The following is a 21466-nucleotide window of genomic DNA, read 5'->3' on the forward strand; positions in this document are numbered from 1 at the left end:
GTGGAGATGCAGGAAAACCACAAAATCAACAAATGTTTAAAATAATAATTTTGTTTAATTTAAAATAAAGTCATGCTACCGTGCTACTACACTTTCTTTAGGGCAAATCTGACACATGTCTATCGTACGCTACCCCACGACCAAGCCTTTTCCCTTTTCAGACGCCGTGCAGGTGAACGGGTTTGTTTTTCTTTCAGGCCATGTCGCCATGAGCCCCGAAGGTGAACCGTTGTATGGATCTGTCACCCAGCAGACCCGGCATATCATGCACGCCATCCGGGAAACTCTGGCGCGGGCGCATACGACGCTGAACCACATTGTGAAAGTCCAGGTTTGGTTAAGCAGCATGGAGCACTTTAGCGAATTCAATGTTGCTTACAGCGCGTTCTTCCCGGAAGGTTTCCCCGCAAGGAGCGTCGTCACCAGTCACCTTGCATTTGATTTAGACGTCGAAATAGAAGTCCAGGCCGTTGTCTAATGGAGAGAGCAAAATGAAAGACGAACGTGAACATTTAATCACTATTTTGACGGCTTCGCTTGAGGCATTGAGAACCACGCTTCCCTTAAACACAGAAGCGGTTCTGCATGACCTTACCCGCCCCGAATCGTCCGTGATAAACATCATTAATGGACACGTCAGCGGCAGGAAAGTCGGTGATGCGCTGTTGTCCGGCCCGGAAAATGACACGGGATTTTTAGGTTTACTGGATGCTTCGCAGCGTGTTCCCAGTCAGATATTCAGTGGATATACCACCACCACTCTCTCTGGCACCACGTTGAATAGCGCATCGACGATTTATTACAGCAAGGACGGCGTGCCGCTAGTGGCTTTTTGCATTAACGTCGATATGGATGTGGTATCAAAACTCAAACGCGACCTGGACTATTTACTCCATCCGGCCGCCGCGGTTGAAACGCCGGAAAATCCGCTAGGTGATATTCAGGATAAATCTCTGGATGACGTTATTTCGAAATTCAGACCCACGGGTTCAGAAAATAAAATTGATTTCAGAAAACGGGTTATTTCTGAAATACATGCTCAGGGCTTTTTCAAGATTAAAGGCAGCGTTAATCATGTCGCTAAAGCGTTGGGCGTCACCCGATACACCGTTTACAACTATCTGGATAAATTAAATGACAAAGTCTGACACCACAGTAATTCCTTTTTATCAGGTTGATGCTTTCACCTCTCAACCTTTTGGCGGCAACCCGGCGGGCGTTTGTCCGTTAACTGAGTGGCTGCCTGACGCTGTTCTGCAAGCCATCGCCACGGAGAATAATCTTTCTGAAACCGCGTTTTTTGTGCCGTTCGAGGAGGGTTATCAACTGCGCTGGTGTACGCCTGCGGTTGAAGTGGATTTGTGCGGTCATGCCACTCTCGCTGCATCCTGGGTGCTGTTCAACAAGCTTGGCTACCAACAAGAAACTATCAGCTTCCACACCCGCAGCGGCCTGTTGACGGTGAGTAAGAACGGGGACGAACTCTGCATGGACTTCCCGGCTAAATCGGCCATAAAGATTGATACTCCTGATGGGCTGCTGGCAGCCCTCGGCATTACCGACGGTGTTATCGGGGTGTGGAAATCGGACGATCTGATTGTACTGGTCGATGACAAAACCATCATCGACGGGCTTAATCCTGACTTCAACAAGCTGGCGGTATTCGACACCCGCGGCGTGATCGTGACGGCCGCTGATAACCAGTTTGATTTTGTGTCCCGTTGGTTCGGCCCGCAGGTCGGCGTGAACGAAGATCCCGTCACCGGGTCGGCACACACTTTCCTCGCCCCGTTCTGGGCGGCGCGTACGGGTAAAAATGTCCTGACCGCTCAACAAGGCGGGAAGCGTAAAGGGGCGTTGCGCTGTGTAGTTCGGGATGACGGGCGCGTGGAATTGCATGGCTTCGCTCGTATGACCATCGAAGGAATATTCCAGTTGTAATGACGATGTATGACCGGAACGGTAACCAGGCATATAATGACCACGCCTTCCAAAGCATGATGTTTATATAAAATAAGAGTTAATAATGACAGCAAACACCAGACTTTCATTGCCAGAGACAATGGCTCTTGGCGGGATGACACTTGCGCTTTTTTTGGGTGCAGGCAATATTATATTCCCGCCGCTGGTCGGCATGCAGGCTGGCGCAAACGCCTTTAATGCAGGCTTTGGCTTTATCATCACAGCGGTTCTGTTCCCGGCGCTGGCGATTATTTCCCTTGCCATTAATGGCGGTGATATCGCGGAATTAACGAAACCCTTAGGCAAATGGCCGAGCCTGATTTTTATTGGCATTTGCTTTTTAACGCTGGGGGTTTTATTTGGTACGCCACGCACCGCGACGATTAGCTACGAAGTCATCACCGATGGCGCAGCTAGTTCCCTGATGCAGAAGATTATATTTTCCGCCGCGTTCTTTGGCCTTGCTGGCGCGACGCTGGCTAAGCCCGGAAAACTGCTGGAAATCGTCGGTTTCTTCCTTTCGCCCATTAAAATTAGTGCCCTGATTTTTATCGGCGTGTGTGCCTGGTTACATCCGATTGGTGAGCTCACGACCGCCACAACCGCGTATCAAACTCGCGCGTTCGATACAGGGTTCGTCAACGGTTATCAGACCCTGGATGTGATCAGTGCGCTGTGCTTTGGCGCCATTATCACCCACACGCTTAAGCAGCGCGGGATCCACCATCCGCGGGGCATCTTCACCCATTCCACTGCCGCAGCCTTTATTGCCGCTGCAGGTCTGGCCGTGATTTATATCTGCTATCTGTCGATGGGGTCCCACAGCCCGGTGCGGGGCGCAACGAACGGTATGCAGGTGATGAGCGCCTATGTCGAGACTGTTTTTGGCGTTTATGGCCGGGTGTTGTTGGCGGCGATCATTACCCTCGCCTGTCTGGTCACGGCCATTGGTCTGACGACCGGAACGGCGCGCTATTTCAACCAGACGACCGGTGCGTCTTATGGGCTGCTGGTGACGCTCTCCCTGATGGCGTCAGCAGCACTTGCCGTGCTGGGACTGAATTCCCTCACCGCAATGGCGGTTCCCGTGCTGTGCGCCATTTACCCGGCTGCGCTGGTCGTGGTCGCGCTGGGCATCGTTAGAAAATGGACAGACGTGCCGACGAATCTGTATCAGTTGCTTTTCTATAGCGCCCTGGCAGTGGGAATAATGAGCTTGTTTGTAAAATCCTGAATGAACAGCCGCGAGTTAGGAAGTTGTCTTTTCATTTTCGCTCAAAGCAGACCAGGCAATCAGTTGGCCTGTCTGCTTCGAGCCAGAAGCTAACATCGATAAAAAATAACTTAATGGTCGAGCTCCACCAACTTCAGACCTTAGATTGCGTATTCAAAGTTTGAGGGTAAGACAGTCACAACGGACATGTAGACTTAACAGGCCGTATATATTACAAATTTAAGATCATTTTTCTCTCATAAAGTAAGGGCCTCTCCCATGTCTTTAATCATACGACAAGCAACATCAGCCGATTCGGGATTACTAAATGAGCTTGGCTACCGCTTCTATACTGCGCACTTTAAGCATATGTGGAAGTCAGAATCAGAATTTGATAATTATTTGGAGGGTGAATATTCACTTCCCGTTATTGAGCAGAGTATTAATGATAAAAACATTAGCTGGTATATAGTTGAAATCGAGCAGCCGATTGGTTTTGTGAAGCTGACATGGCAAGCAACTATCCCGAATACAGACATCAGCGGTGTTTTACTTAATAAACTCTACCTTGCCCCAACCAAAACGAATCAGCATTACGGTCAACTAATGTTTAATAAAGTCATAGATCTTGCCCGAAGTCAGGGGAAAAAATATTTATGGCTGGAGGTTCTTGAACAAAATGAACGTGCTCAAAAATTCTATAAAAAGCAGGGAATGAAACACATCAGCGACATCATTTTCGAAACAAATTCACAGAGGAGCATACTCAAGTTAATGGGGATGTGTATATAAGGCCCGCTCCTCGCTCAGACCCGTTACCCTGACACGTGTGCAGCCTGGCCTTCATTTATAAATTCTCAGTGTATCGATAACTGCTCGCAGAGCGGGAGACACATTGCGGTGCGGATAATAGAGAAATGAGCCTTCCAGGCGTTGACTGTAGCGTTGTAAAACTCTGATGAGCGAACCCTCTTCTAAATCATCGGACACCAGTTCTTCCGGAACATAAGCCAGCCCCAGCCCCAGTCTGGCGGCTTTGGCTTCCATATAACTGTCAGCAAAAGCCCATTGTCCCTGCGGCTGATGAGTTATTTTTTTACCATCCTGTTGAAGCTCCCATGTATAGAGGCTTCCATCGCCAAATTGATAAGCGATGCAGGGATGAACCGCCAAATCTGCCGGGACTTGTGGAAAGCCATAGCGGCGAAAGTGTTCTGGCGTACCAACAATGGCCATCTCCATGTCGGGGGAAATACGGACCGCTATCATGCCACCGCCAACTTCCGGTCCGAGACGTACACCGGCATCGAATCTTTCCGAAATAATATCGACAAACCGACTTTCGCTGATGAGTTCCAGCCGGATGTCAGGATAGCGTTGCTTAAACACCGCAAGCTTTGGCAGGAGCAGTTTATCAATAGCGTGCTGACTGGCATTAATCCGTACCGTACCTGACGGGGACTGGCGATAATGGGCCAGCGTGGCAAGCCCCATATCTAAAGCGTCGAATCCTGACTCAATAGTCCGGTAGAGTTGTTCGCCGGCATGGGTGAGCGATAGCCTACGCGTAGTGCGAGCCAGAAGCTGAACGCCCAGTCTTTCTTCAAGTTCGCGTACGGAACGGCTTATACCTGATTGTGCCAGGCCGAGTCGTTGCGCCGCAGCGGTAAAACTCCCTTCCCGCACCACCTGCATGAACAGGTATAAATCATTATAGTTTTCCCGTTTCGCCATCACGTTTCCCTCGCTATCGCATCACTATTTAGAACAATATGGTATTAATTCTAGCAATTTTACCCCTCTAATAAGCACTATTACTGCTCACTATAATGCTCGCATTGCAACAAAGCACAGCAGTGTTGTCCGTATGAAACCTGTATCTATCACGTTTTATGAGGGGATTTTGATGACTGCCTTCACCAAAAAACTGACAGCCGCGATACCAGCCATGCTGCTCTGCGCATCATTAAGTGGAGTTACAACGATGAGTTATGCCAATACAACCAATCCGAACGCGCCAGTTTCACTGGTCGAGACATGGGATAAAACCTTCGCTAAAAGTACGAAAATCAATCACCGTAAAGTGACCTTTCAGAACCGCTTCGGGATCACCCTGGTCGGTGATCTCTACATTCCAAAGGATCGCGGCGAGCGCAAACTGGCGGCCATTGCCATCAGCGGGCCTTTCGGCGCGGTAAAAGAGCAGTCCAGCGGTCTGTATGCGCAGACGTTGGCTGAGCAGGGATTTGTTACCCTGGCTTTTGACCCTTCATATACGGGGGAAAGCGGTGGCTATCCACGTAACGTTGCCTCTCCGGATATCAACACCGAGGATTTCAGCGCGGCTGTTGATTTCCTTGGCCTGCAAAATGAGGTTGATCGAAATCGTATCGGATTACTGGGTATCTGCGGATGGGGCGGGATGGCCTTAAACGACGCCGCGATGGATACCCGCGTGAAAGCGGTGGCGACCAGCGTGATGTATGACATGAGCCGTGCGATGGGGCATGGCGTAGGTGATGGTAAAGACCGTTATACCACTGCGGATCGTCGCGCCGTATTACAGTATCTGAACGCACAGCGCTGGGAAGATGCGAAGAACGGAGCTTTCGCGCCCGGCGGGCATGACATTTATGTTGATGAAAAGGGGAACGTCAGTACGTCGAAACGTATTCTGCCAGAAACGTTACCCGCAAATCCCAATCCGGTTCTGAAAGAATTCTTTGATTATTATCGCATGCCGCGTGGTTTCCATGCGCGTTCGGTCAACTCAACTGGGGCCTGGAATGCGACGATGCCGCTGTCATTTATGAATATGCCGCTGCTGAGCTACGCCAATGAAGTCACTATCCCCACGCTTATCGTGACCGGCGAAAAAGCCCATTCACGCTATTTTGCTGAAGATGCCTTTAGGGCGATCGGCAGCAATAAGAAAGAGCTGGTGATTGTCCCGGGGGCAAATCATGTTGATCTGTACGACAACGTTGCGGGTAAGATTCCGTTTGCTAAATTTGAGCAGTTTTTCAATACCAACCTAAGATAACCGCCCCAAGCCGCCTGATATTTGCAGGCGGCTGTAAATCGCCTGCAGATCATTTTCATCCATGTTTTGACGTGATTTCCTGAATGACGTCTGTCCGGACTGCGCCTGAACCTGGCCGATTCGATATTAAGAGATCTGATAATGTCCACAGTAAGACTAAAACCGCATTACGAAAAAAAGCATGCGCATTGGGGGGGCGTGTTTGCCATGACGCTGTGCGTGTTTGTGGTGATCGCTTCCGAGTTTATGCCGGTCAGCCTGCTTACGCTTATTGCCAGTGATTTACACATTACCGAAGGCCTAGCTGGCCAGGGAATTGCAATCTCTGGCGCGCTGGCGGTCATTACCAGCCTGACTATCTCCCATATTGCCGGAGATCTGAACCGAAAACATCTCCTGCAGGGGCTGACGGTTTTAATGGCCATATCGGGGATAGTCGTCGCCCTGGCACCCAGCTACCCGGTTTATATCCTGGGGAGGGCCCTGCTTGGGGTGGTCATTGGTGGATTCTGGTCCATGTCTGCTGCAACCGCCATTCGGCTCGTTCCGCAGCATCAGGTTCCCCGCGCGCTGGCGATTTTTAACGGTGGGAACGCGCTGGCTACCGTTGTAGCGGCACCGCTTGGCAGCTATCTGGGGACGACCGTGGGCTGGCGAGGGGCTTTTTTATGCCTCGTTCCCCTGGCTATAGCCGCATTCATCTGGCAGTGGGTCAGCCTGCCATCGATGGAAAGCGATAAAAAACAAAAATCCCAGAGATCTATGCATCGTCTGTTCCGCATCACCATTGTCCCTGCGGGACTTCTGGCCTGCGGATTCTTCTTCATGGGGCAATTTGCCTTATTTACCTACGTGCGCCCCTTTCTTGAGACCGTAACCCGCGTAGGCCCTTCTGGTCTCTCTCTGATTTTGCTCGCAATAGGCGTGGCTGGTTTTGTCGGCACACTGGCCGTATCAATATTCCTGAACACAAGTTTTTATCAGACTTTAATCATGATCCCCCTGCTTATGGCAGCAACTGCCGGGGCGTTACTACTGGTTGGACACAGCATCTGGGCTGTTGCCGTATTGCTCAGCCTGTGGGGACTACTAGCAACGGCTGCGCCAACGGGATGGTGGACATGGATAGCGCGGGCACTACCCGAAGATGCAGAGGCGGGTGGTGGCTTAATGGTTGCGGTGATCCAGCTATCAATTGCCCTGGGTTCAACGGCAGGTGGGTTGGTATTCGACACTCTGGGATGGCGCAGTACTTTTGGCTTGAGTGGTTTCTTACTTCTGGCGGCGGCAGCAATGACGATTGTCACATCCCGTCAAAACAGCAAAGCGAACTAGAACTATCCATTTATTTCTGGCGTGCTCTCTGTCATGGCATACGGCAGAGAGCCGAGTGTCCGCCCTCGCTGATCGCGGACCTTTAGCCCAGTTATCTTCTATTTTTTCACCAAATATTTTCGCATCAGTGCATTTTGTAATGTCACTCCGCGACAGGCAGGAAACCCACGTTCCACAACATGAAAGCCGTGTCGTAGAAAGAACGCCTCCGCAGCCTTACTGACATTTGAAGTCAGTTCGCCAATTCCACGTTGTCTGGCTTCTTCATGAATGCGATTCATCAGTAGTGTCCCTACTCCCTGTCTCGCGTAGGTTCCCGAGACAAAGAAATGGTCAATGTACCCATTTGGCTGAACATCTGCATATCCAGCTATTTCACCATCCACTTCAACAACAAAGGGGCGTAATTCCTTCATATGATTGGCCCATTGTTCCGGGTCGATATCCGTTGGGGCCCACGCATCTATTTGTTCCTGTGTGTAGTAATGTGATGCGAGGGTATGTACAGAAGATAAAAAGACGCTGAATAACGAAATTTCATCTCCATTACTAAACCTTCTGATTTTCATAAGACCTCGTCAGGAGAGTGACTTGTAGAACAAGTCCATTTTTGGTGCAGCGGAGCGTCAGCTCCTCGCGGTGAGTTTAATGGGTCAATGCAACGCTATTCTTAATCAAGTGAATTGAGTAGGCAACGCCGTTGAGTCAACATCAAACCATCGACCAGTGGCGGTAATGTCGCTGCGCCACGGGTAAGGCTTTTTCCAGTTGAGTATGTAATATTGACTTATTGTGTAAAAAGATTACTTTTCAGGACATGAAGAAGATACTCATTATTGTTCCCGATGGCGGTATGCTGTTTGAGTCCGCCGGTATTGCCGACATTCTGATGCAGGCCAATCGCCTGCATCCCAAAGGCGCTACGGAGACGTGTTACCAGGTTCAGTTAGCGACAACGCAACCGCATCAGGTGATCCATGGTCAGTCCGGCCTAAATCTACTGGCAGATCACCGCCTGCATGAGATAGATCCTCGCGAACCTCTCGATACCATCATCATCACTGGCAGAGGTCAAAACCCGCAGGAAGGGATTGCGGTGGTTGACTGGCTACGCCTTGCCGCTCCCCACGCCCGCCGCATTGCATCCATTTGCGGCGGCGCGATGCTGCTGGCAGAAACCGGGCTGCTGGACGGCCGACGAGCCACCACCCACTGGAAGCTACTGGAAACCATGCAGGCAGAATTCCCAAAGGTGCGCGTCGAAAGCGGTCCGCTCTATATCCAGGACGAACACATCTGGACATCAGGTGGCGTCAGTTCCGGCTTTGACCTGACGTTAGCGTTAGTTGAAGAGGATTACGGCTTCAGTCTGGCGCGCGACGTAGCTCAGGATTTCGTCATGTACCTGCGCCGTCCCGGGGGACAACTCCAGTTTAGCCGCTACAACCTTCAGCAGACCAGCACCCTGGGCCCGATTAACGATCTGCTCGCCTGGCTGCTTGAGAACCTCACCGCCGATCTCAGTGTGGATAAACTGGCGGAAAAAGTCGCCATGAGTCCGCGTAATTTCACCCGCGTGTTTACCCGAGAAACGGGCGCATCACCGGCACGCTACGTGGCCGAAGCCCGTCTGGCCGCTGCCCGACAGCGTCTGGAGCAGACCAACGAGACGCTGGAGCGTATCGCCGAACAAACAGGATTTGGTAGCAGCATTAACCTGCGAAGGCTGTTTGAAAAACAGCTTCACCTGACGCCTGGTGAATATCGCCAGCGCTTTCACTGTCGTAAAATGGCGTAAAGTGATCCTTTTTTGTCATTTACGCCAACACGTGACCAGCCTAAATTTACTCCAGAGACAACAGATAAGGAGTTCATCATGGTAAAGGTCGGTATTAACGGTTTTGGCCGTATCGGACGTAACGTACTGCGTGCTGCACTGGGTAACCCGGAGATCCAGATCGTGGCAATCAACGATCTGACAGACAGTAAAACGCTGGCGCATCTGCTGAAATACGACTCGCTGCTCGGTAAACTCGACGCCGATGTCACCGCCGGTGAAGGGCAGTTGGTGGTTAACGGTAAATCCATTACCGTGTTCAGCGAACGCGACCCAGCCAACATCCCATGGCGTGAGCGTGAAGTCGATATTGTCATTGAAGCAACCGGCTTCTTCACTGAACGTGACAAGGCGGCGGTGCATATCCACAGCGGTGGCGCAAAACGAGTGATTATCTCCGCCCCTGGTAAGAACGATGATTTAACCATCGTGATGGGCGTTAACGATCACCTCTTCTCCGCGGATAAACACTTTGTCGTCAGCAACGGTAGCTGCACCACTAACGGTCTGGCACCTGCCGCACGGGTTTTGCACCAACATTTCGGCATTAAGCATGGTTTGATGAATACCACCCACGCCTATACCAACAGCCAGGCGCTGCACGACCAGCCGGAAAAAGATCTTCGTGGTGCCCGCGCCGCTGCATTGTCGATTGTCCCCTACTCCAGCGGTGCCGCGAAGGCGCTTGGCAAAGTCATCCCGGAGCTGGATGGTCGCTTAACCGGTTACTCGCTGCGCGTACCGGTTCCGGTGGTCTCCATTGTCGACCTGACCGTAACGCTTGAGCGGGATGTAACAGCAGAGGAGGTCAATAATGCGTTTCGTGATGCAGCCGCGACAGGGCCACTGAAAGGGATCCTCGGCTATAGCGATGAACCGCTTGTCTCAAGCGATTACCAGGGTGATCCGCGCTCATCCATCATCGACGGCCTGTCAACGCTGGTGATTGGCGGCAATATGGTCAAAATTCTGGCGTGGTACGACAACGAATGGGGATTCTCTAATCGCCTCGTCGACCTGGCACTGCTAATGGCAAAGCACGAACGTTAATCCCCTGCTCTCACACTCTCTCTAAATCCACGCCAGGCGTGGATTTTTTTATATCTGTTACGTGTTTGTCCCAGTGACAATCGCCCACAACGTCACGTCCCCCATTTTTAGTCGTCACCTAACGATGCTGCTGGGGTGACGCGTTTAAAAAAATTAGCGATAACCCGACAAAATAATAAATCGGCATCACTTTAACGGTCAGTTTATTAATCAGACAGTTGCGACCATAATAAAATGAGTAATGCGATCTTATTTGAGGATTCCGGCATGACCACCTTTTATCAACTTACAGCCACCCGTCTGCATGGTGAGCCCGTCTCTATGGCCGACTATGCTGGCAAACTGGTTCTGGTGGTCAATACTGCCAGCCATTGTGCCTTCACGCCGCAATATGCAGGCCTCGAAGCGCTTTACAAGAAGTACGCCGCGCAGGGTCTGGTGGTGCTTGGTTTCCCCTGCAACCAGTTCGGTAATCAGGAGCCCGGCGGGGCCGACGAAATCTCGCAAACCTGTCACATCAACTACGGTGTGAGCTTCCCGATATTTGAGAAAGTGGAAGTCAACGGTGCGGCTACGCATCCGGTGTTTCGTTACCTGAAAAACGAATTACCCGGCGTGCTGGGTGGGCGTATCAAGTGGAATTTCACTAAGTTCCTGATCGGGCGTGACGGCAAACCGCTCAAGCGTTTTGCGCCGTTCACTACCCCTGAGAAAATAGAAACCGCGATCCTTGCTGCGCTTAAAGTCTGAGCGCACCTGTCATTCAAACCGTCCCCATTATGCCCCAGCGCACTGTCTGAATAAAAAACACGCTGCAAAATCAACAAAATATAATCAACTTGCTTAATTACTCTGCAATCGCGTGAGTTCAGGAAGAAAAATGCTATTTCCCTCTTGCCTCATTCGGTCTGTGCCGCTAATATTCGTCCCCGTTGTCACCTACAACATTGCGTTCATAGCTCAGTTGGTTAGAGCACCACCTTGACATGGTGGGGGTCGTTGGTTCGAGTCCAATTGAACGCACCATCTTGCGTCCGTAGCTCAGTTGGTTAGAGCACCACCTTGACATGGTGGGGGTCGGTGGTTCGAGTCCACTCGGACGCACCAAATTATTTCTATGATTTGGTGCTATTTCCCTTCGTTACTCCTCATAATTTCTTTTTATTCCCCTGTTCGTAACCTTAAGCTTAATCATTACTCCGTATGATGCTGGCACAAAGCGATGCGCCAAAGCCTTCTAAACGCTATGCTCAGCGCGTATCATTTATCCTCTTCGCAAACCTTTTTCGCCAGAGATCGGATACCATGCCCTCTTCCATTATTCTGTTTGCCGCGGGCAGTTTACGCCTGGCATTTGCCCCTTTGATAAGCCAGTTCTCGCGCCATAGTGGAATAGACGTGAAAGTGGAATATGGTCCGGCCGGTTTATTACGCGAGCGTATTGAAGCCGGTGAACCGTGTGCGCTCTTTGCCTCAGCCAATCGGGAGCACCCGCAACGCCTGCTGGCTTTGCAAAAAGCTGTCCTCACGCAAACCTTTAGCTGGAATCAACTGAGTCTGGTCAGCAACCGAAACGGAGCCTGGCTGGATTTGCTCCGCGACCCAACGCTACGAATAGGTACATCCACGCCCGGCTGCGACCCTTCCGGAGACTATACCTGGGCATTTTTCGACAATATGGATGTACTGGAGCCAGGACTCGGACAACAGCTTCGGGCGCGCGCCATCCCGCTGGTTGGTGGGCGTGATACGGTGAAAATCCCGTCTGGTGAACTGGCGAGCGCCTGGATCCTTCGCCAGGGACTGGCCGATCTGTTTATCGGCTACGCGCATTACGCGAATACGCTGCACGCCCAACCCGACGTGCATTATGTAGCTATCCCTGATGAGCACAATATTCGCTGCGAATACCAACTGGCGGTGCTCGACGCATCCAACGAGGTGATGGCGCTGGTTAAATTCATGCTCTCCAACGGCGGTCAGGCGTTTCTTACCGCCGCCGGGTTTTTACCTCTTAACGACGAACAGAAAACAGCGGTGCGATAAACGGCGTCGGGTGGTTCTCTACACTGAGTTTTCGCAGCGGTAAGCCATAGGCCTGGAACAGATTCTCTTCCGTCACAATGCTTTCAGTTGTCCCTGCCCGCCATTTTCCTTCGGGGAACAGCAGCAAAGTATGGGTGGCTATTTGTAACGCATGCAGCGGATCGTGGGTCGAAAAAAGAATGCTGCATCCCTGTAGATGGGCCAGATCGCTGATGAGCTGAAGCACCACCTGCTGATTGGCGAGATCCAGCGCGGAGCACGGTTCATCAAGCAGCAGCGTTTGACACTCCGTCACCAGCGCCCGGGCTATCATCACCAGTTGCTGTTGACCCCCGGAAAGTGAGCTAAACGAGTGGGAAGCAAGCTGGGCAATATTTAACTGCTCCAGCGCCTGGGTCGCTCTTTGTTGATCCTGCTGGCTGGGTTGCGCAAAAAGCTTCACGTGCTGTGCCCGCCCCATCAGCACCACGTCGCTCACCGTATAAGGAAATGGCAGGTGGCAATGCTGCGCCACAATCCCTATCCCGCCGTCATTTTCAATGCTGCCGTCCAAAGCTGGTAGCGTGCCGGTTAGCGTATCGAGCAGCGTACTTTTACCCAGGCCGTTACGTCCCAGCACAGCCCAGATCTCACCTTTCTGACAACTGAATGTAAGCGGCTCAAATAGCGGCGTGCTATATCCATAGGTAAGCGTATTTACACGCAATGCGGCAGGTTTCATGATGTCCCCCGGCGGCTGGAGCGGATGAGTAAAAAAGCAAACAGCGGCGCGCCGAATAATGCGGTGATGATCCCAAGCGGTATCTCCGCGTGCATCAGGGTACGGGCAATATCATCCACCACAATCATAAAACCGCCTCCCATCCAGAAGGCGCACGGCAGTAGACGACGATGATCAACCCCCACCAGCAAACGCGCCAGATGCGGAATAACCAACCCAACCCAGGCGATACTGCCGCTGACCGCTACCTGAGCGGCGACTAAAAAAGCGCAGCACAGCAAAACGCTGCGTCGCAGAGGAACCACTGCGACGCCTAGCGATCGGGCATCTTTATCATTGAGTGATAACAGGTTTATCCGCCAGCGTAGCTGGTACAAAACTGTCGCAGCGATACCGACTGGAATCGCCAACAGCAGAACTTTATGCCAGTTAGCCGTCGCAAAGCTGCCGAGCAGCCAGAACACGATATTGGGTAACGTTTCTTCGGTATCAGCCTGATACTGAATCAGGCTCACCAGCGCGGCAAAAAAACCACTCAAAATGATACCCGACAAGATCAGCACCAGCGTATTCTCCAGCCCCTGCAGCGCAGCAATGGCATACACCAGGATCAGCGCCGTCAGACCGAAGAAAAACGTTGAACCCATCATCAACCACGGCGACAGGCCGAGCAGAATAGCCAGCGTTCCGCCAAAAGCGGCCCCGGACGTCACGCCAATAATATGCGGGTCGACCAGCGGATTATGAAATACCCCTTGCAGCGTCGCGCCACATAACCCCAACGCACCACCCGCCAGCAGCGCCATCAGAATTCGCGGTAGCCTGACCGTCCAGATAACCTGACCGGCAATCCCTTCAGCGTCGCTATAGTGCATCAGGTGATAAAAGACTTCGCTTAATGACAGCGGATATTGTCCGAGGCACAACGAACCAAGGCCCAGCAACAGGACCGTCGCGATTAAGAGTGGTTGCTGGGGTAAAATGTGGTTACTTAACTGCATCAGGCTGCCAGTTCACACCATAAAAACGCTGATAGTAGTCTTGCGCCTGCGCATCAACATCCACGTCTTTGTAGGCGTCCGGGTACAGTTTTTTGGCCATCCACAGCTCACCAATCGCCAACGCTTCAGGCATCGGATAGCCCCAGGCTTTGGCGTACTCAGGCATCAACCAGACGCGATGATTTTTTACCGCATCGATCCCCTGCCAGTTAGGATCGTTTTGGATCTCCGTTACCACCTGCGGGTAGCGATCCTGAACAAAAATTACCTGCGGGTTCCACGCCAATACCTGTTCCAGCGCAACCTGACGGGCGCCTTTTACACTGGCAGCCGCCACGTTTAGCCCACCCGCGTGCTGCATCATGAGTCCCGTGTACTTCCCGGAGCCGTAAGTCATCAGGTCGGGGTTAGCCATATAAATACGGACTTTTTGCGCATCCGGGATTTTTGCGACCGGCGCATTGAATTTTGCCCGCGCCGCAAATACGTAGTCGATCAACGTCTCAGCTTGCGGTTTGCGCCCCACGACGTCCGCAATCAGGCGAATCCCCTGCTTTAACCCTTCGTTGTAGACCTGCTCTTCATCGGCCATGGTCGGGTTCATTTTATTCTGTTGCCCGGCTGCATCCTTGCGCAATGAGATTGCCACGACCGGAATACCGGCGTTCTGAATCTGCTGGATCATCTCCGCAGGCGCATAGTTGGCGACAAAAACCACCTGTGGATGAATCGCCAGTAGGCTTTCAATATTCACGCTGGTGAGATCGCCCGGCGTCGGCAATGTGGCAATTGTCGGCATAAAGCGCGCAAACTCAGGCCCGAGCTGTTTTTTCCAGCTCGACATCACGCCAATAATGTCCTGCTGAGCATTAAGCTGGACCAGAATATTCAGCGTCTGGTGTTGCAGCACGACCACTTTGTCGACGTGGTCCGGAATCGTGATCTGACGACCAAGCTGGTCGGTGATCGTACGGTCGGCCTGGCCAGAAAACGCAAACAACATGCTGGCGCATACCAGCACAAAAGAGCGGAAAGTTAACATGGGATACCATCTGGATAGCGGAGTAAAAACGATGTGCATTAAATTATATAACGATATAACAGGCAACCCATTCGCGATAAATACCGCACGACACACGAGGAAGATCAATTTATGCCGACAAAAAAGCCGACGGTGATGACCACCGTCGGCTGTGGGTAACACTATGACTAACAGATTATTTGGTTGCCGCTTTAATGATATCGAGCGCTTTGGCGAACTGGTCCTGCGGGATCGTCAGCGGATAAAGGAAGCGAATAACGTTGCCATACTGACCGCAGGTCAGCAGCAGTAATCCTTGCTCAAGGGCTTTCTTCTGCACGCGTTGTGCGGCGGCTGCGTTGGGTTCTCCCGTCGCTGCATCACAGAATTCAGCGGCGATCATAGAGCCTAAGCCGCGCACTTCGGCCAGTTCAGGACACCCGGTTTGCGCGTCAGTCAGAGTGGCGCGCAGTTGTTCGCCAAGAGCTGCCGCACGCTGGCACAGCTGTTCATCACGAATAATATCCAGCACCGCATGAGCTGCCGCAATTGACAGCGGGTTTCCGGCGTAGGTTCCGCCCAGACCACCCGGCGCAGGCGCATCCATAATTTCAGCTTTGCCCACGACCCCAGATAGCGGCATGCCGCCCGCAAGGCTTTTTGCCATAGTCATCAGGTCAGCTTTGTCAGCGTAGTGGTCCATCGCAAACAACTGGCCCGTACGGGCAAACCCGCTTTGCACCTCATCGGCGATCATCACGATGCCATGCTCGTCGCAAATACGGCGGATGGCAGCCACAAACTCCGGCGGCGCCACCACGAAGCCCCCTTCACCCTGGACGGGTTCGAAAATGATCGCCGCGACCTGGGTGGGATCGATATCGGCTTTAAACAGGCGTTCAATCGCTTTGATGGAGTCCGCCGTAGAAATCCCCTGCAACTCGCAAGGATATGGCGCGTGGTAGACGGAGCCAGGGAACGGGCCGAAACCTTTTTTATACGGCGCCACCTTGCCGGTTAACGCCATCGTCATGTAGGTACGCCCATGAAAACCGCCGCCAAAAGCAATAACGCCAGGACGGCCGGTATGTGCGCGCGCAATTTTCACCGCATTTTCGACCGCTTCAGCCCCGGTGGTGAAGAATGTGGTTTTGCGCTTGCCGTCGATTGGCGCAACGGCGTTGATTTTCTCAGCCAAAGACACATAGCTTTCGTACGGGACAATCTGATAAGCCGTATGGGTAAAAGCCTGCAGTTGCGCTTCGACTGCCTGCACCAGGCGAGGATGACGGTGTCCGGTGTTCAGCACGGCAATCCCGGCGGCAAAATCAATGTACTGATTGCCTTCGATATCGGTAATTGTGCTGTTTTCTGCTGACTGGGCATAAAAATCACACATTACACCCACGCCACGCGGGGTGGCATCCAGACGACGTTGTTGCAGGTTTTTATTGTTCATTCTCTACACCTTGTCCATTAATACATTTAGGTTGAATTACCCTTTAAATTTAGACGCCATCTGGTACTTTAATCGAGAGCCAAATCGTTTTATTTTAAGGATCCAAATGCGTTCACTTGCCGGAGATGTGATCAAGCAGGCATTTAGCCAGCAGACCGATGAAAAGCTGCATCGCCGCCTGTATGCCGCCATCTGCAGTTGCATCCTCGAAGGTAGCCTGAAACCGGCGACCCGAATGCCTCCGTCGCGTGACCTGGCAGGCGAACTGACGCTATCGCGCAATACCGTCCTACGGGTTTACGAGCAATTGCAGGCCGAAGGTTATATTTCCGCGCGCACCAGCAGCGGCACATTTGTCACCGACAGCGTGCTGGACAATCTCGACCTGCGTCCCCACAAAGAGCCCGTTGCCGCCGCACTGGAGGATCACACCCGCTTATCTGCCCGCTGCCTTGAGCTGCTGGGCCATGCCAGCGCCAGCCCCCGTCAATGGGGCGCATTTATTCCAGGCGTGCCTGATGTGGAGCATTTCCCTCACCGGGTGCTCAAAAAAATTCAGGATCGGCTGGCGAGACGGTTACGCCCGGAGTTTCTCACGTACGATGCCGCAGGCGGCATGACTGAGCTGAAAGAAGCGCTGGCAGACTATCTGCGCACCGCACGCGGGGTGCGGTGTTCACCGGAGCAAATACTGATTACTGAAGGTATTCACCAGGCGCTGGATCTGGTGACCCGGACGCTATGCAACCCGGGGGATAACGCCTGGATTGAGGAGCCGGGCTACTGGGGAATCAAAAATATTCTGCGCATCAATGCGGTTAACTTTTCGGCGATCCCGGTTGATGAACAAGGTATGGTGCCGCCGGAGGCTGGCGAATCTGCGCCAAAGCTGATTTTTGTGACACCGTCACATCAATATCCGCTCGGTTCGGTAATGAGCCTCAACCGCCGTCGGGCACTTCTCTTTCGCGCACGTGAAACGCGAAGCTGGATAGTGGAAGATGACTACGACAGCGAATTTCGCTTTTCCGGCCAGCCAATTCCATCATTGCAGGGACTGGAAGAAGAGACGCCGGTCATCTATATCGGGACATTCAGTAAAACACTCTATCCCGCACTGCGGCTCGGGTATGTGGTACTGCCCAAACCGCTCGCCGCGCCGCTGAAGAAGGTTCATAACGACCTCTATCGTGGTGGACATTTGCTGATTCAGGCAGCGCTGGCGGAGTTTATCCGCGAGGGTTACTACGCGGCGCACATTCGTAAAATGCGCCAGTTGTACAGTCGTCGCCGCCAGACGTTGGTAGAGCTTATCAGTCGCCAGTTGGGCGAGCAGTATCTTGGCTCCTTCAGCAGCAACGCCGGGTTACATATGATTCTACAGTTGCCCGTCGGGAGCGATGACGTTGTCATTGCCCAACAGGCAAATGCGCAAGGGTTGCTGGTGCGCCCGCTGTCTCGCTATTACGTGAATGAAGAGAAACGCAGCGGCCTGCTGCTGGGATTTGCCAGTATCGAAGAGCATGAAATGGCGGCGGCGTTTACCCGACTGGTGGGTATTATCAGAGTAAACGCCGTTTAAGCACTGCCGGATGGCGCTGCAAGCACCTTGTCCATCCGACATGCTGTTTAATGTGACGCTTTTTTAATCCCTGCCAGGTCCTCCTGGCTTACTTCGCCATTCCCTTCTCCCCAACTTTTACGCACGTAATTAATCACGTCGCGCATTTCGTTGTCGCTTAACATGCCACCGTAAGCCGGCATCTTAAAGGAGACGCTGCCACGCGTTGTCGGTGTTTCTGCGCCGTGGGCAATCACTCTGAACAGCGGCGTCGGGTCATCAACCATCACCAGCGGGTTGTTGATCAAAGAAGGGACGTTATCATCCGTACCTTTCCCCTCCAGACCGTGACAGGTGGAGCAGTAGCGGTTATAGGTCACTTTGCCCGCCTCGGGTGAATTCGACCAGGACACCGTAGTTGCCGCTGCGCGCACCGTTTCAGGCTTCACGCTTTTCAGGCTCAGCAGATATTGCGCGATCGCCGTGGCATCGTCATCGGTCAGATACTGTGTACTCTGCGTGACGACTTCAGCCATCGAACCTGAAACCGCGGCATGCTTGCTTTTACCGGTCAGCAACAGCGATTTTAATTCCTGCTCAGACATTCCCGTGCCGCGCAGCGAAGGTGCATACCAGCCGTCGATCATCGCGCCGCTCAGGTACTCGGCATCAGCATTGGTATACGCTTTTTCGTTCATCGCCATGCCTCTCGGGGTATGGCAAGAACCGCAGTGTCCGGGACCTTCCACCAGATAAGCGCCCCGTTTTACTAACGCAGCGTTGTCATCCGTTTTTGCACGTTCTACAGCCGTCGCTGGCGCGTCGGTAAATAGCCAGTTCCAGATATGCAGCGGCCAGCGGGCGGAGAGTAGCCACGGAATGGCATTCTCTTTATTGGGCTGCGCAGAGGGGGTGACATCATGCATAAAATAGCGATACAACGCCTGTACATCGTCATCAGAAAGTTTCGCGTAAGAGGGATAAGGCATGGCCGGATAGAGCAGATGACCATCTTTGGCAATTCCCTGACGTACGGCCTTGTCAAAATCCTCGTATGAGTAATTACCAATACCCTGGGTCTTGTCTGGGGTAATGTTGGTCGAATAAATATCCCCTACCGGAGTAGGAAACTTTTTGCCACCCGCCATCGCCGCTCCCCCTTCGGTGGTATGACAGGCCACACAGTCAGAGATACGGGCGATATATTCGCCATTAGATTCCGCTGCACTCACAGAGGCGGTAAACAAACAGGCGGCAAGAACGGTTACATTACGCATAGATCACCCCATATCCTTGAGTTCATTAACCGCACGCCATGCCTGGTCGATGGCCGTATGGGCATAAGCGCCCCAGTCAGAATCGGAATTAGCGATGGCAATGCGACCAACTGGCTGACGCGCCCGCTCGATAATTTCTGGCATTTTATCCATATCATCGAACAACGCGTTGGCGTAATACGCATAGCCATGCGCCCAGCGGTTAACCGTAATGGCGGAGATATCGCGTTGATTATCAAAGCCCGTTGAGCCAAACATTTCCTGCAACTGGGAGCGAATCATCTCCTCATGCGTCGCAAATGTGGTCCCCAGTAAATACGCTCGCCCCAGACGGAACTGTTCTCTGGCCGACAAATTACTGCCCGGATAAGTAGGCACATAGACCATGTGAATGACCATCGGATCGTCCGGTGAGGCTGGGTGTTGATACCCGCCGATGCTGACCGGATAGTCGAGCTTAATCCGGCTGTAAGGTGCGGCCGGAGAGTAAAATTCATGCACGCCAAGCTGTTTGAACGCCTGCCAGTTTTTGACCACCACGTTGGTGTACACCAGCGGTGCCTTCACGTTCAGTTTGAGATCCGCCTGCTGCTGTTCCGGCATCTCAGGCACCAGATACGGGATCATCATGTTATAGCCCGCCATGATGGTGTTTTTACCGCGCACGCGATGCATTTTGCCGTCACGCAGATAGGTCACCACCACGCCATCCTTTGTGTTGGCCGCATTAATCACCGTGCTATTCAGACGCAAGCGCGTGGTGTTTTCCGGCAGATCCAGCTTTTCGTAATGCAGTCTGGCAAGGACAGAGTCTTCCATCGTGTTACCCGGTAGCGCATCCGGCAGCATATACCTGACTAACAGTCGGGCCAGCCCGGCGTTACCGTCAGGGAAATGGTAAACATACGGCTCTTCGAGGTCGGCCAGCGACTCGCCGTCCAACGGCGGTATTCCCAGCGCCTCCATGCCGGGTAATGCGCACGCCCTGGCATCGCTACAGGAAATGCCTTCAATGCCGATGGCAAAGAAGTCATTAGAACGCTGCTGAAAATAGAGCAGCGCCATTTTGCTCAAACCAACTTTTGTGGCCAAAAATTCACTGTAGCTGTGGGTATCCAGCCATTCCATTTTCTCATCGACCGTCATGCCCGGAAGATAATCGCCAGGATGGACGTGCAGGTCGATCAACGCCTTTCGGTCGTGCTCACTTAGCGGAAAATCATTGATAAAGTCTTCAATTTTACGGCCATTGAGCCTGTTCGGCGGGATATCATCAGATACCGCGCGCCCCGGATCGCCGCTGACGATTTTTGTCTCGCCAAAATTCTTTTTGTCGAAGAAAACACCGCGACTGAGCTGCCAGTCGGGGTAGAAGTTTACGTCAAAACTCTCTTTTAACCGCGTGACGCTGACGCCCACGGTTTCCATCAGTTTTTGCACCTCAGGGCTGAAATTGTGCGCGGGCGACTGGAATGCTTCGCTACCGCCATAGCCGAGTAATTTCTTACCTGAGCTCGTAAATTCGTTACGTTTGGCGTGCCCGCCAAAATCGTCATGGTTATCGAGGATCAGGATCCGGCTATTTTGACCGGCAAGCTGGCGCCAGAAACAACCGGCAGCCAGCCCGCTAATACCGCCGCCCACAATCACCAGATCGTACTCTTCCTCAACGGGCAGAGCGTTTAAATCAAAATGTTTATGCTCGCGGCCTACTGCATGCGCCATTTCAAACGATCCAGGATGATTACCCCGCAGCCCCGTCAGCCCTGGCGGATAATAATTTCCATCTATAAATGCGTTTCCCTTTCCTGCCGCCCTGACCCATTCCAGCGGGGTAAGCCCCGCCGCAATAGTCACCGCGACGCCGTTGAGAAAATCACGTCTGGTAATTGCCATTAACTTTTTTCCTTATTGCTACACACTGCCCTAAATACGACACA

Annotated in this window: 20 protein-coding genes and 2 tRNA genes; 14 read left to right on the plus strand and 8 right to left on the minus strand. The window is 52.5% G+C overall.

What is annotated here, in order from left to right; all coding sequences use genetic code 11:
* Nucleotides 1-115: 115 nt before the first annotated feature.
* From HVZ39_RS13945 to HVZ39_RS13965, 5 genes are all read left to right on the plus strand, one after another.
* Nucleotides 116-478, plus strand: a complete 363-nt coding sequence (locus tag HVZ39_RS13945) for a RidA family protein (RefSeq protein WP_032947028.1) — start codon at nucleotides 116-118, stop codon at nucleotides 476-478.
* Between the two features lie 13 nt (nucleotides 479-491).
* Nucleotides 492-1148, plus strand: coding sequence for a PAS domain-containing protein (locus tag HVZ39_RS13950; RefSeq protein ID WP_181632562.1), 657 nt, complete (start codon nucleotides 492-494; stop codon nucleotides 1146-1148).
* On the plus strand, nucleotides 1135-1941 hold the full coding sequence (locus tag HVZ39_RS13955; protein ID WP_049268686.1) for a PhzF family phenazine biosynthesis protein: 807 nt from the start codon (nucleotides 1135-1137) through the stop codon (nucleotides 1939-1941). Before HVZ39_RS13950 ends, HVZ39_RS13955 begins: the two co-directional genes overlap by 14 nt.
* A gap of 85 nt (nucleotides 1942-2026) precedes the next feature.
* Complete coding sequence (gene brnQ / locus HVZ39_RS13960) at nucleotides 2027-3196, plus strand: branched-chain amino acid transport system II carrier protein (RefSeq protein WP_181632563.1); 1170 nt, start codon at nucleotides 2027-2029, stop codon at nucleotides 3194-3196.
* Between the two features lie 258 nt (nucleotides 3197-3454).
* Nucleotides 3455-3967 (plus strand): GNAT family N-acetyltransferase, encoded by a 513-nt coding sequence (locus HVZ39_RS13965; RefSeq protein WP_047358847.1) that lies wholly within the window; start codon nucleotides 3455-3457, stop codon nucleotides 3965-3967.
* A 51-nt stretch (nucleotides 3968-4018) separates the two neighbouring features.
* On the opposite strand, the gene HVZ39_RS13970 is transcribed toward HVZ39_RS13965, so the two are convergent.
* Nucleotides 4019-4909 carry a LysR family transcriptional regulator gene (locus HVZ39_RS13970; RefSeq protein WP_181632564.1) on the minus strand — a complete coding sequence of 297 codons (891 nt, stop codon included), beginning with the start codon at nucleotides 4907-4909 and terminating at the stop codon, nucleotides 4019-4021.
* A 172-nt stretch (nucleotides 4910-5081) separates the two neighbouring features.
* On the opposite strand from HVZ39_RS13970, the gene HVZ39_RS13975 reads away from it, so the two are divergent.
* Together HVZ39_RS13975 and HVZ39_RS13980 are read left to right on the plus strand one after the other, a co-directional pair.
* A complete protein-coding gene (locus tag HVZ39_RS13975) occupies nucleotides 5082-6218 on the plus strand; it encodes an alpha/beta hydrolase (RefSeq protein ID WP_053389358.1) in 1137 nt (378 codons plus the stop codon).
* Nucleotides 6219-6359: 141 nt separating this feature from the next.
* The gene (locus HVZ39_RS13980) at nucleotides 6360-7553 is read left to right on the plus strand and encodes an MFS transporter (protein ID WP_047358850.1); all 1194 of its coding nucleotides are present in this window, start codon (nucleotides 6360-6362) and stop codon (nucleotides 7551-7553) included.
* Nucleotides 7554-7651: 98 nt separating this feature from the next.
* Here the strand turns inward: HVZ39_RS13980 and HVZ39_RS13985 are convergent, their stop codons facing one another.
* Nucleotides 7652-8122 carry a GNAT family N-acetyltransferase gene (locus HVZ39_RS13985; RefSeq protein ID WP_181632565.1) on the minus strand — a complete coding sequence of 157 codons (471 nt, stop codon included), beginning with the start codon at nucleotides 8120-8122 and terminating at the stop codon, nucleotides 7652-7654.
* 248 nt (nucleotides 8123-8370) lie between these two features.
* Here HVZ39_RS13985 and HVZ39_RS13990 point away from each other — a divergent pair, with 248 nt between their 5' ends.
* From HVZ39_RS13990 to HVZ39_RS14015, 6 genes are all read left to right on the plus strand, one after another.
* Nucleotides 8371-9351 carry a helix-turn-helix domain-containing protein gene (locus tag HVZ39_RS13990; protein WP_049281863.1) on the plus strand — a complete coding sequence of 327 codons (981 nt, stop codon included), beginning with the start codon at nucleotides 8371-8373 and terminating at the stop codon, nucleotides 9349-9351.
* Between the two features lie 78 nt (nucleotides 9352-9429).
* Nucleotides 9430-10440, plus strand: coding sequence for a type I glyceraldehyde-3-phosphate dehydrogenase (gene gap / locus HVZ39_RS13995; RefSeq protein ID WP_181632566.1), 1011 nt, complete (start codon nucleotides 9430-9432; stop codon nucleotides 10438-10440).
* Between the two features lie 267 nt (nucleotides 10441-10707).
* Nucleotides 10708-11190 carry a glutathione peroxidase gene (locus HVZ39_RS14000; RefSeq protein ID WP_181632567.1) on the plus strand — a complete coding sequence of 161 codons (483 nt, stop codon included), beginning with the start codon at nucleotides 10708-10710 and terminating at the stop codon, nucleotides 11188-11190.
* A 199-nt stretch (nucleotides 11191-11389) separates the two neighbouring features.
* Nucleotides 11390-11466: transfer RNA gene (locus tag HVZ39_RS14005), tRNA-Val, on the plus strand.
* 4 nt (nucleotides 11467-11470) lie between these two features.
* Nucleotides 11471-11547 (plus strand) — tRNA-Val (locus tag HVZ39_RS14010).
* A 198-nt stretch (nucleotides 11548-11745) separates the two neighbouring features.
* Nucleotides 11746-12486 (plus strand): substrate-binding domain-containing protein, encoded by a 741-nt coding sequence (locus tag HVZ39_RS14015; RefSeq protein ID WP_181633699.1) that lies wholly within the window; start codon nucleotides 11746-11748, stop codon nucleotides 12484-12486.
* On the opposite strand, the gene HVZ39_RS14020 is transcribed toward HVZ39_RS14015, so the two are convergent.
* From HVZ39_RS14020 to puuE, 4 genes are all read right to left on the minus strand, one after another.
* Nucleotides 12455-13207 carry an ABC transporter ATP-binding protein gene (locus HVZ39_RS14020; protein WP_181632568.1) on the minus strand — a complete coding sequence of 251 codons (753 nt, stop codon included), beginning with the start codon at nucleotides 13205-13207 and terminating at the stop codon, nucleotides 12455-12457. The two genes, HVZ39_RS14015 and HVZ39_RS14020, sit on opposite strands and share 32 nt — an antisense overlap.
* On the minus strand, nucleotides 13204-14208 hold the full coding sequence (locus tag HVZ39_RS14025; RefSeq protein WP_181632569.1) for an iron ABC transporter permease: 1005 nt from the start codon (nucleotides 14206-14208) through the stop codon (nucleotides 13204-13206). Before HVZ39_RS14025 ends, HVZ39_RS14020 begins: the two co-directional genes overlap by 4 nt.
* Nucleotides 14195-15250, minus strand: a complete 1056-nt coding sequence (locus HVZ39_RS14030; RefSeq protein ID WP_181632570.1) for an ABC transporter substrate-binding protein — start codon at nucleotides 15248-15250, stop codon at nucleotides 14195-14197. The genes HVZ39_RS14025 and HVZ39_RS14030 overlap by 14 nt, the downstream gene beginning before the upstream one ends.
* A gap of 175 nt (nucleotides 15251-15425) precedes the next feature.
* Nucleotides 15426-16688, minus strand: coding sequence for a 4-aminobutyrate transaminase (puuE, locus tag HVZ39_RS14035; protein ID WP_016152939.1), 1263 nt, complete (start codon nucleotides 16686-16688; stop codon nucleotides 15426-15428).
* A 106-nt stretch (nucleotides 16689-16794) separates the two neighbouring features.
* Between puuE and HVZ39_RS14040 the strand changes: the two genes are divergently transcribed.
* Nucleotides 16795-18270 carry a PLP-dependent aminotransferase family protein gene (locus HVZ39_RS14040; RefSeq protein ID WP_181632571.1) on the plus strand — a complete coding sequence of 492 codons (1476 nt, stop codon included), beginning with the start codon at nucleotides 16795-16797 and terminating at the stop codon, nucleotides 18268-18270.
* 47 nt (nucleotides 18271-18317) lie between these two features.
* On the opposite strand, the gene HVZ39_RS14045 is transcribed toward HVZ39_RS14040, so the two are convergent.
* The gene (locus HVZ39_RS14045) at nucleotides 18318-19526 is read right to left on the minus strand and encodes a cytochrome c (protein WP_181632572.1); all 1209 of its coding nucleotides are present in this window, start codon (nucleotides 19524-19526) and stop codon (nucleotides 18318-18320) included.
* A 3-nt stretch (nucleotides 19527-19529) separates the two neighbouring features.
* Entirely contained in the window at nucleotides 19530-21422 is a 1893-nt protein-coding gene (locus HVZ39_RS14050; RefSeq protein WP_016156387.1) for an NAD(P)/FAD-dependent oxidoreductase, read from the minus strand.
* Nucleotides 21423-21466: the final 44 nt, after the last annotated feature.

The sequence above is a fragment of the Citrobacter sp. RHB35-C21 genome (assembly GCF_013816515.1).
In the GTDB taxonomy this organism is placed as follows: Bacteria; Pseudomonadota; Gammaproteobacteria; order Enterobacterales; family Enterobacteriaceae; genus Citrobacter; species Citrobacter braakii.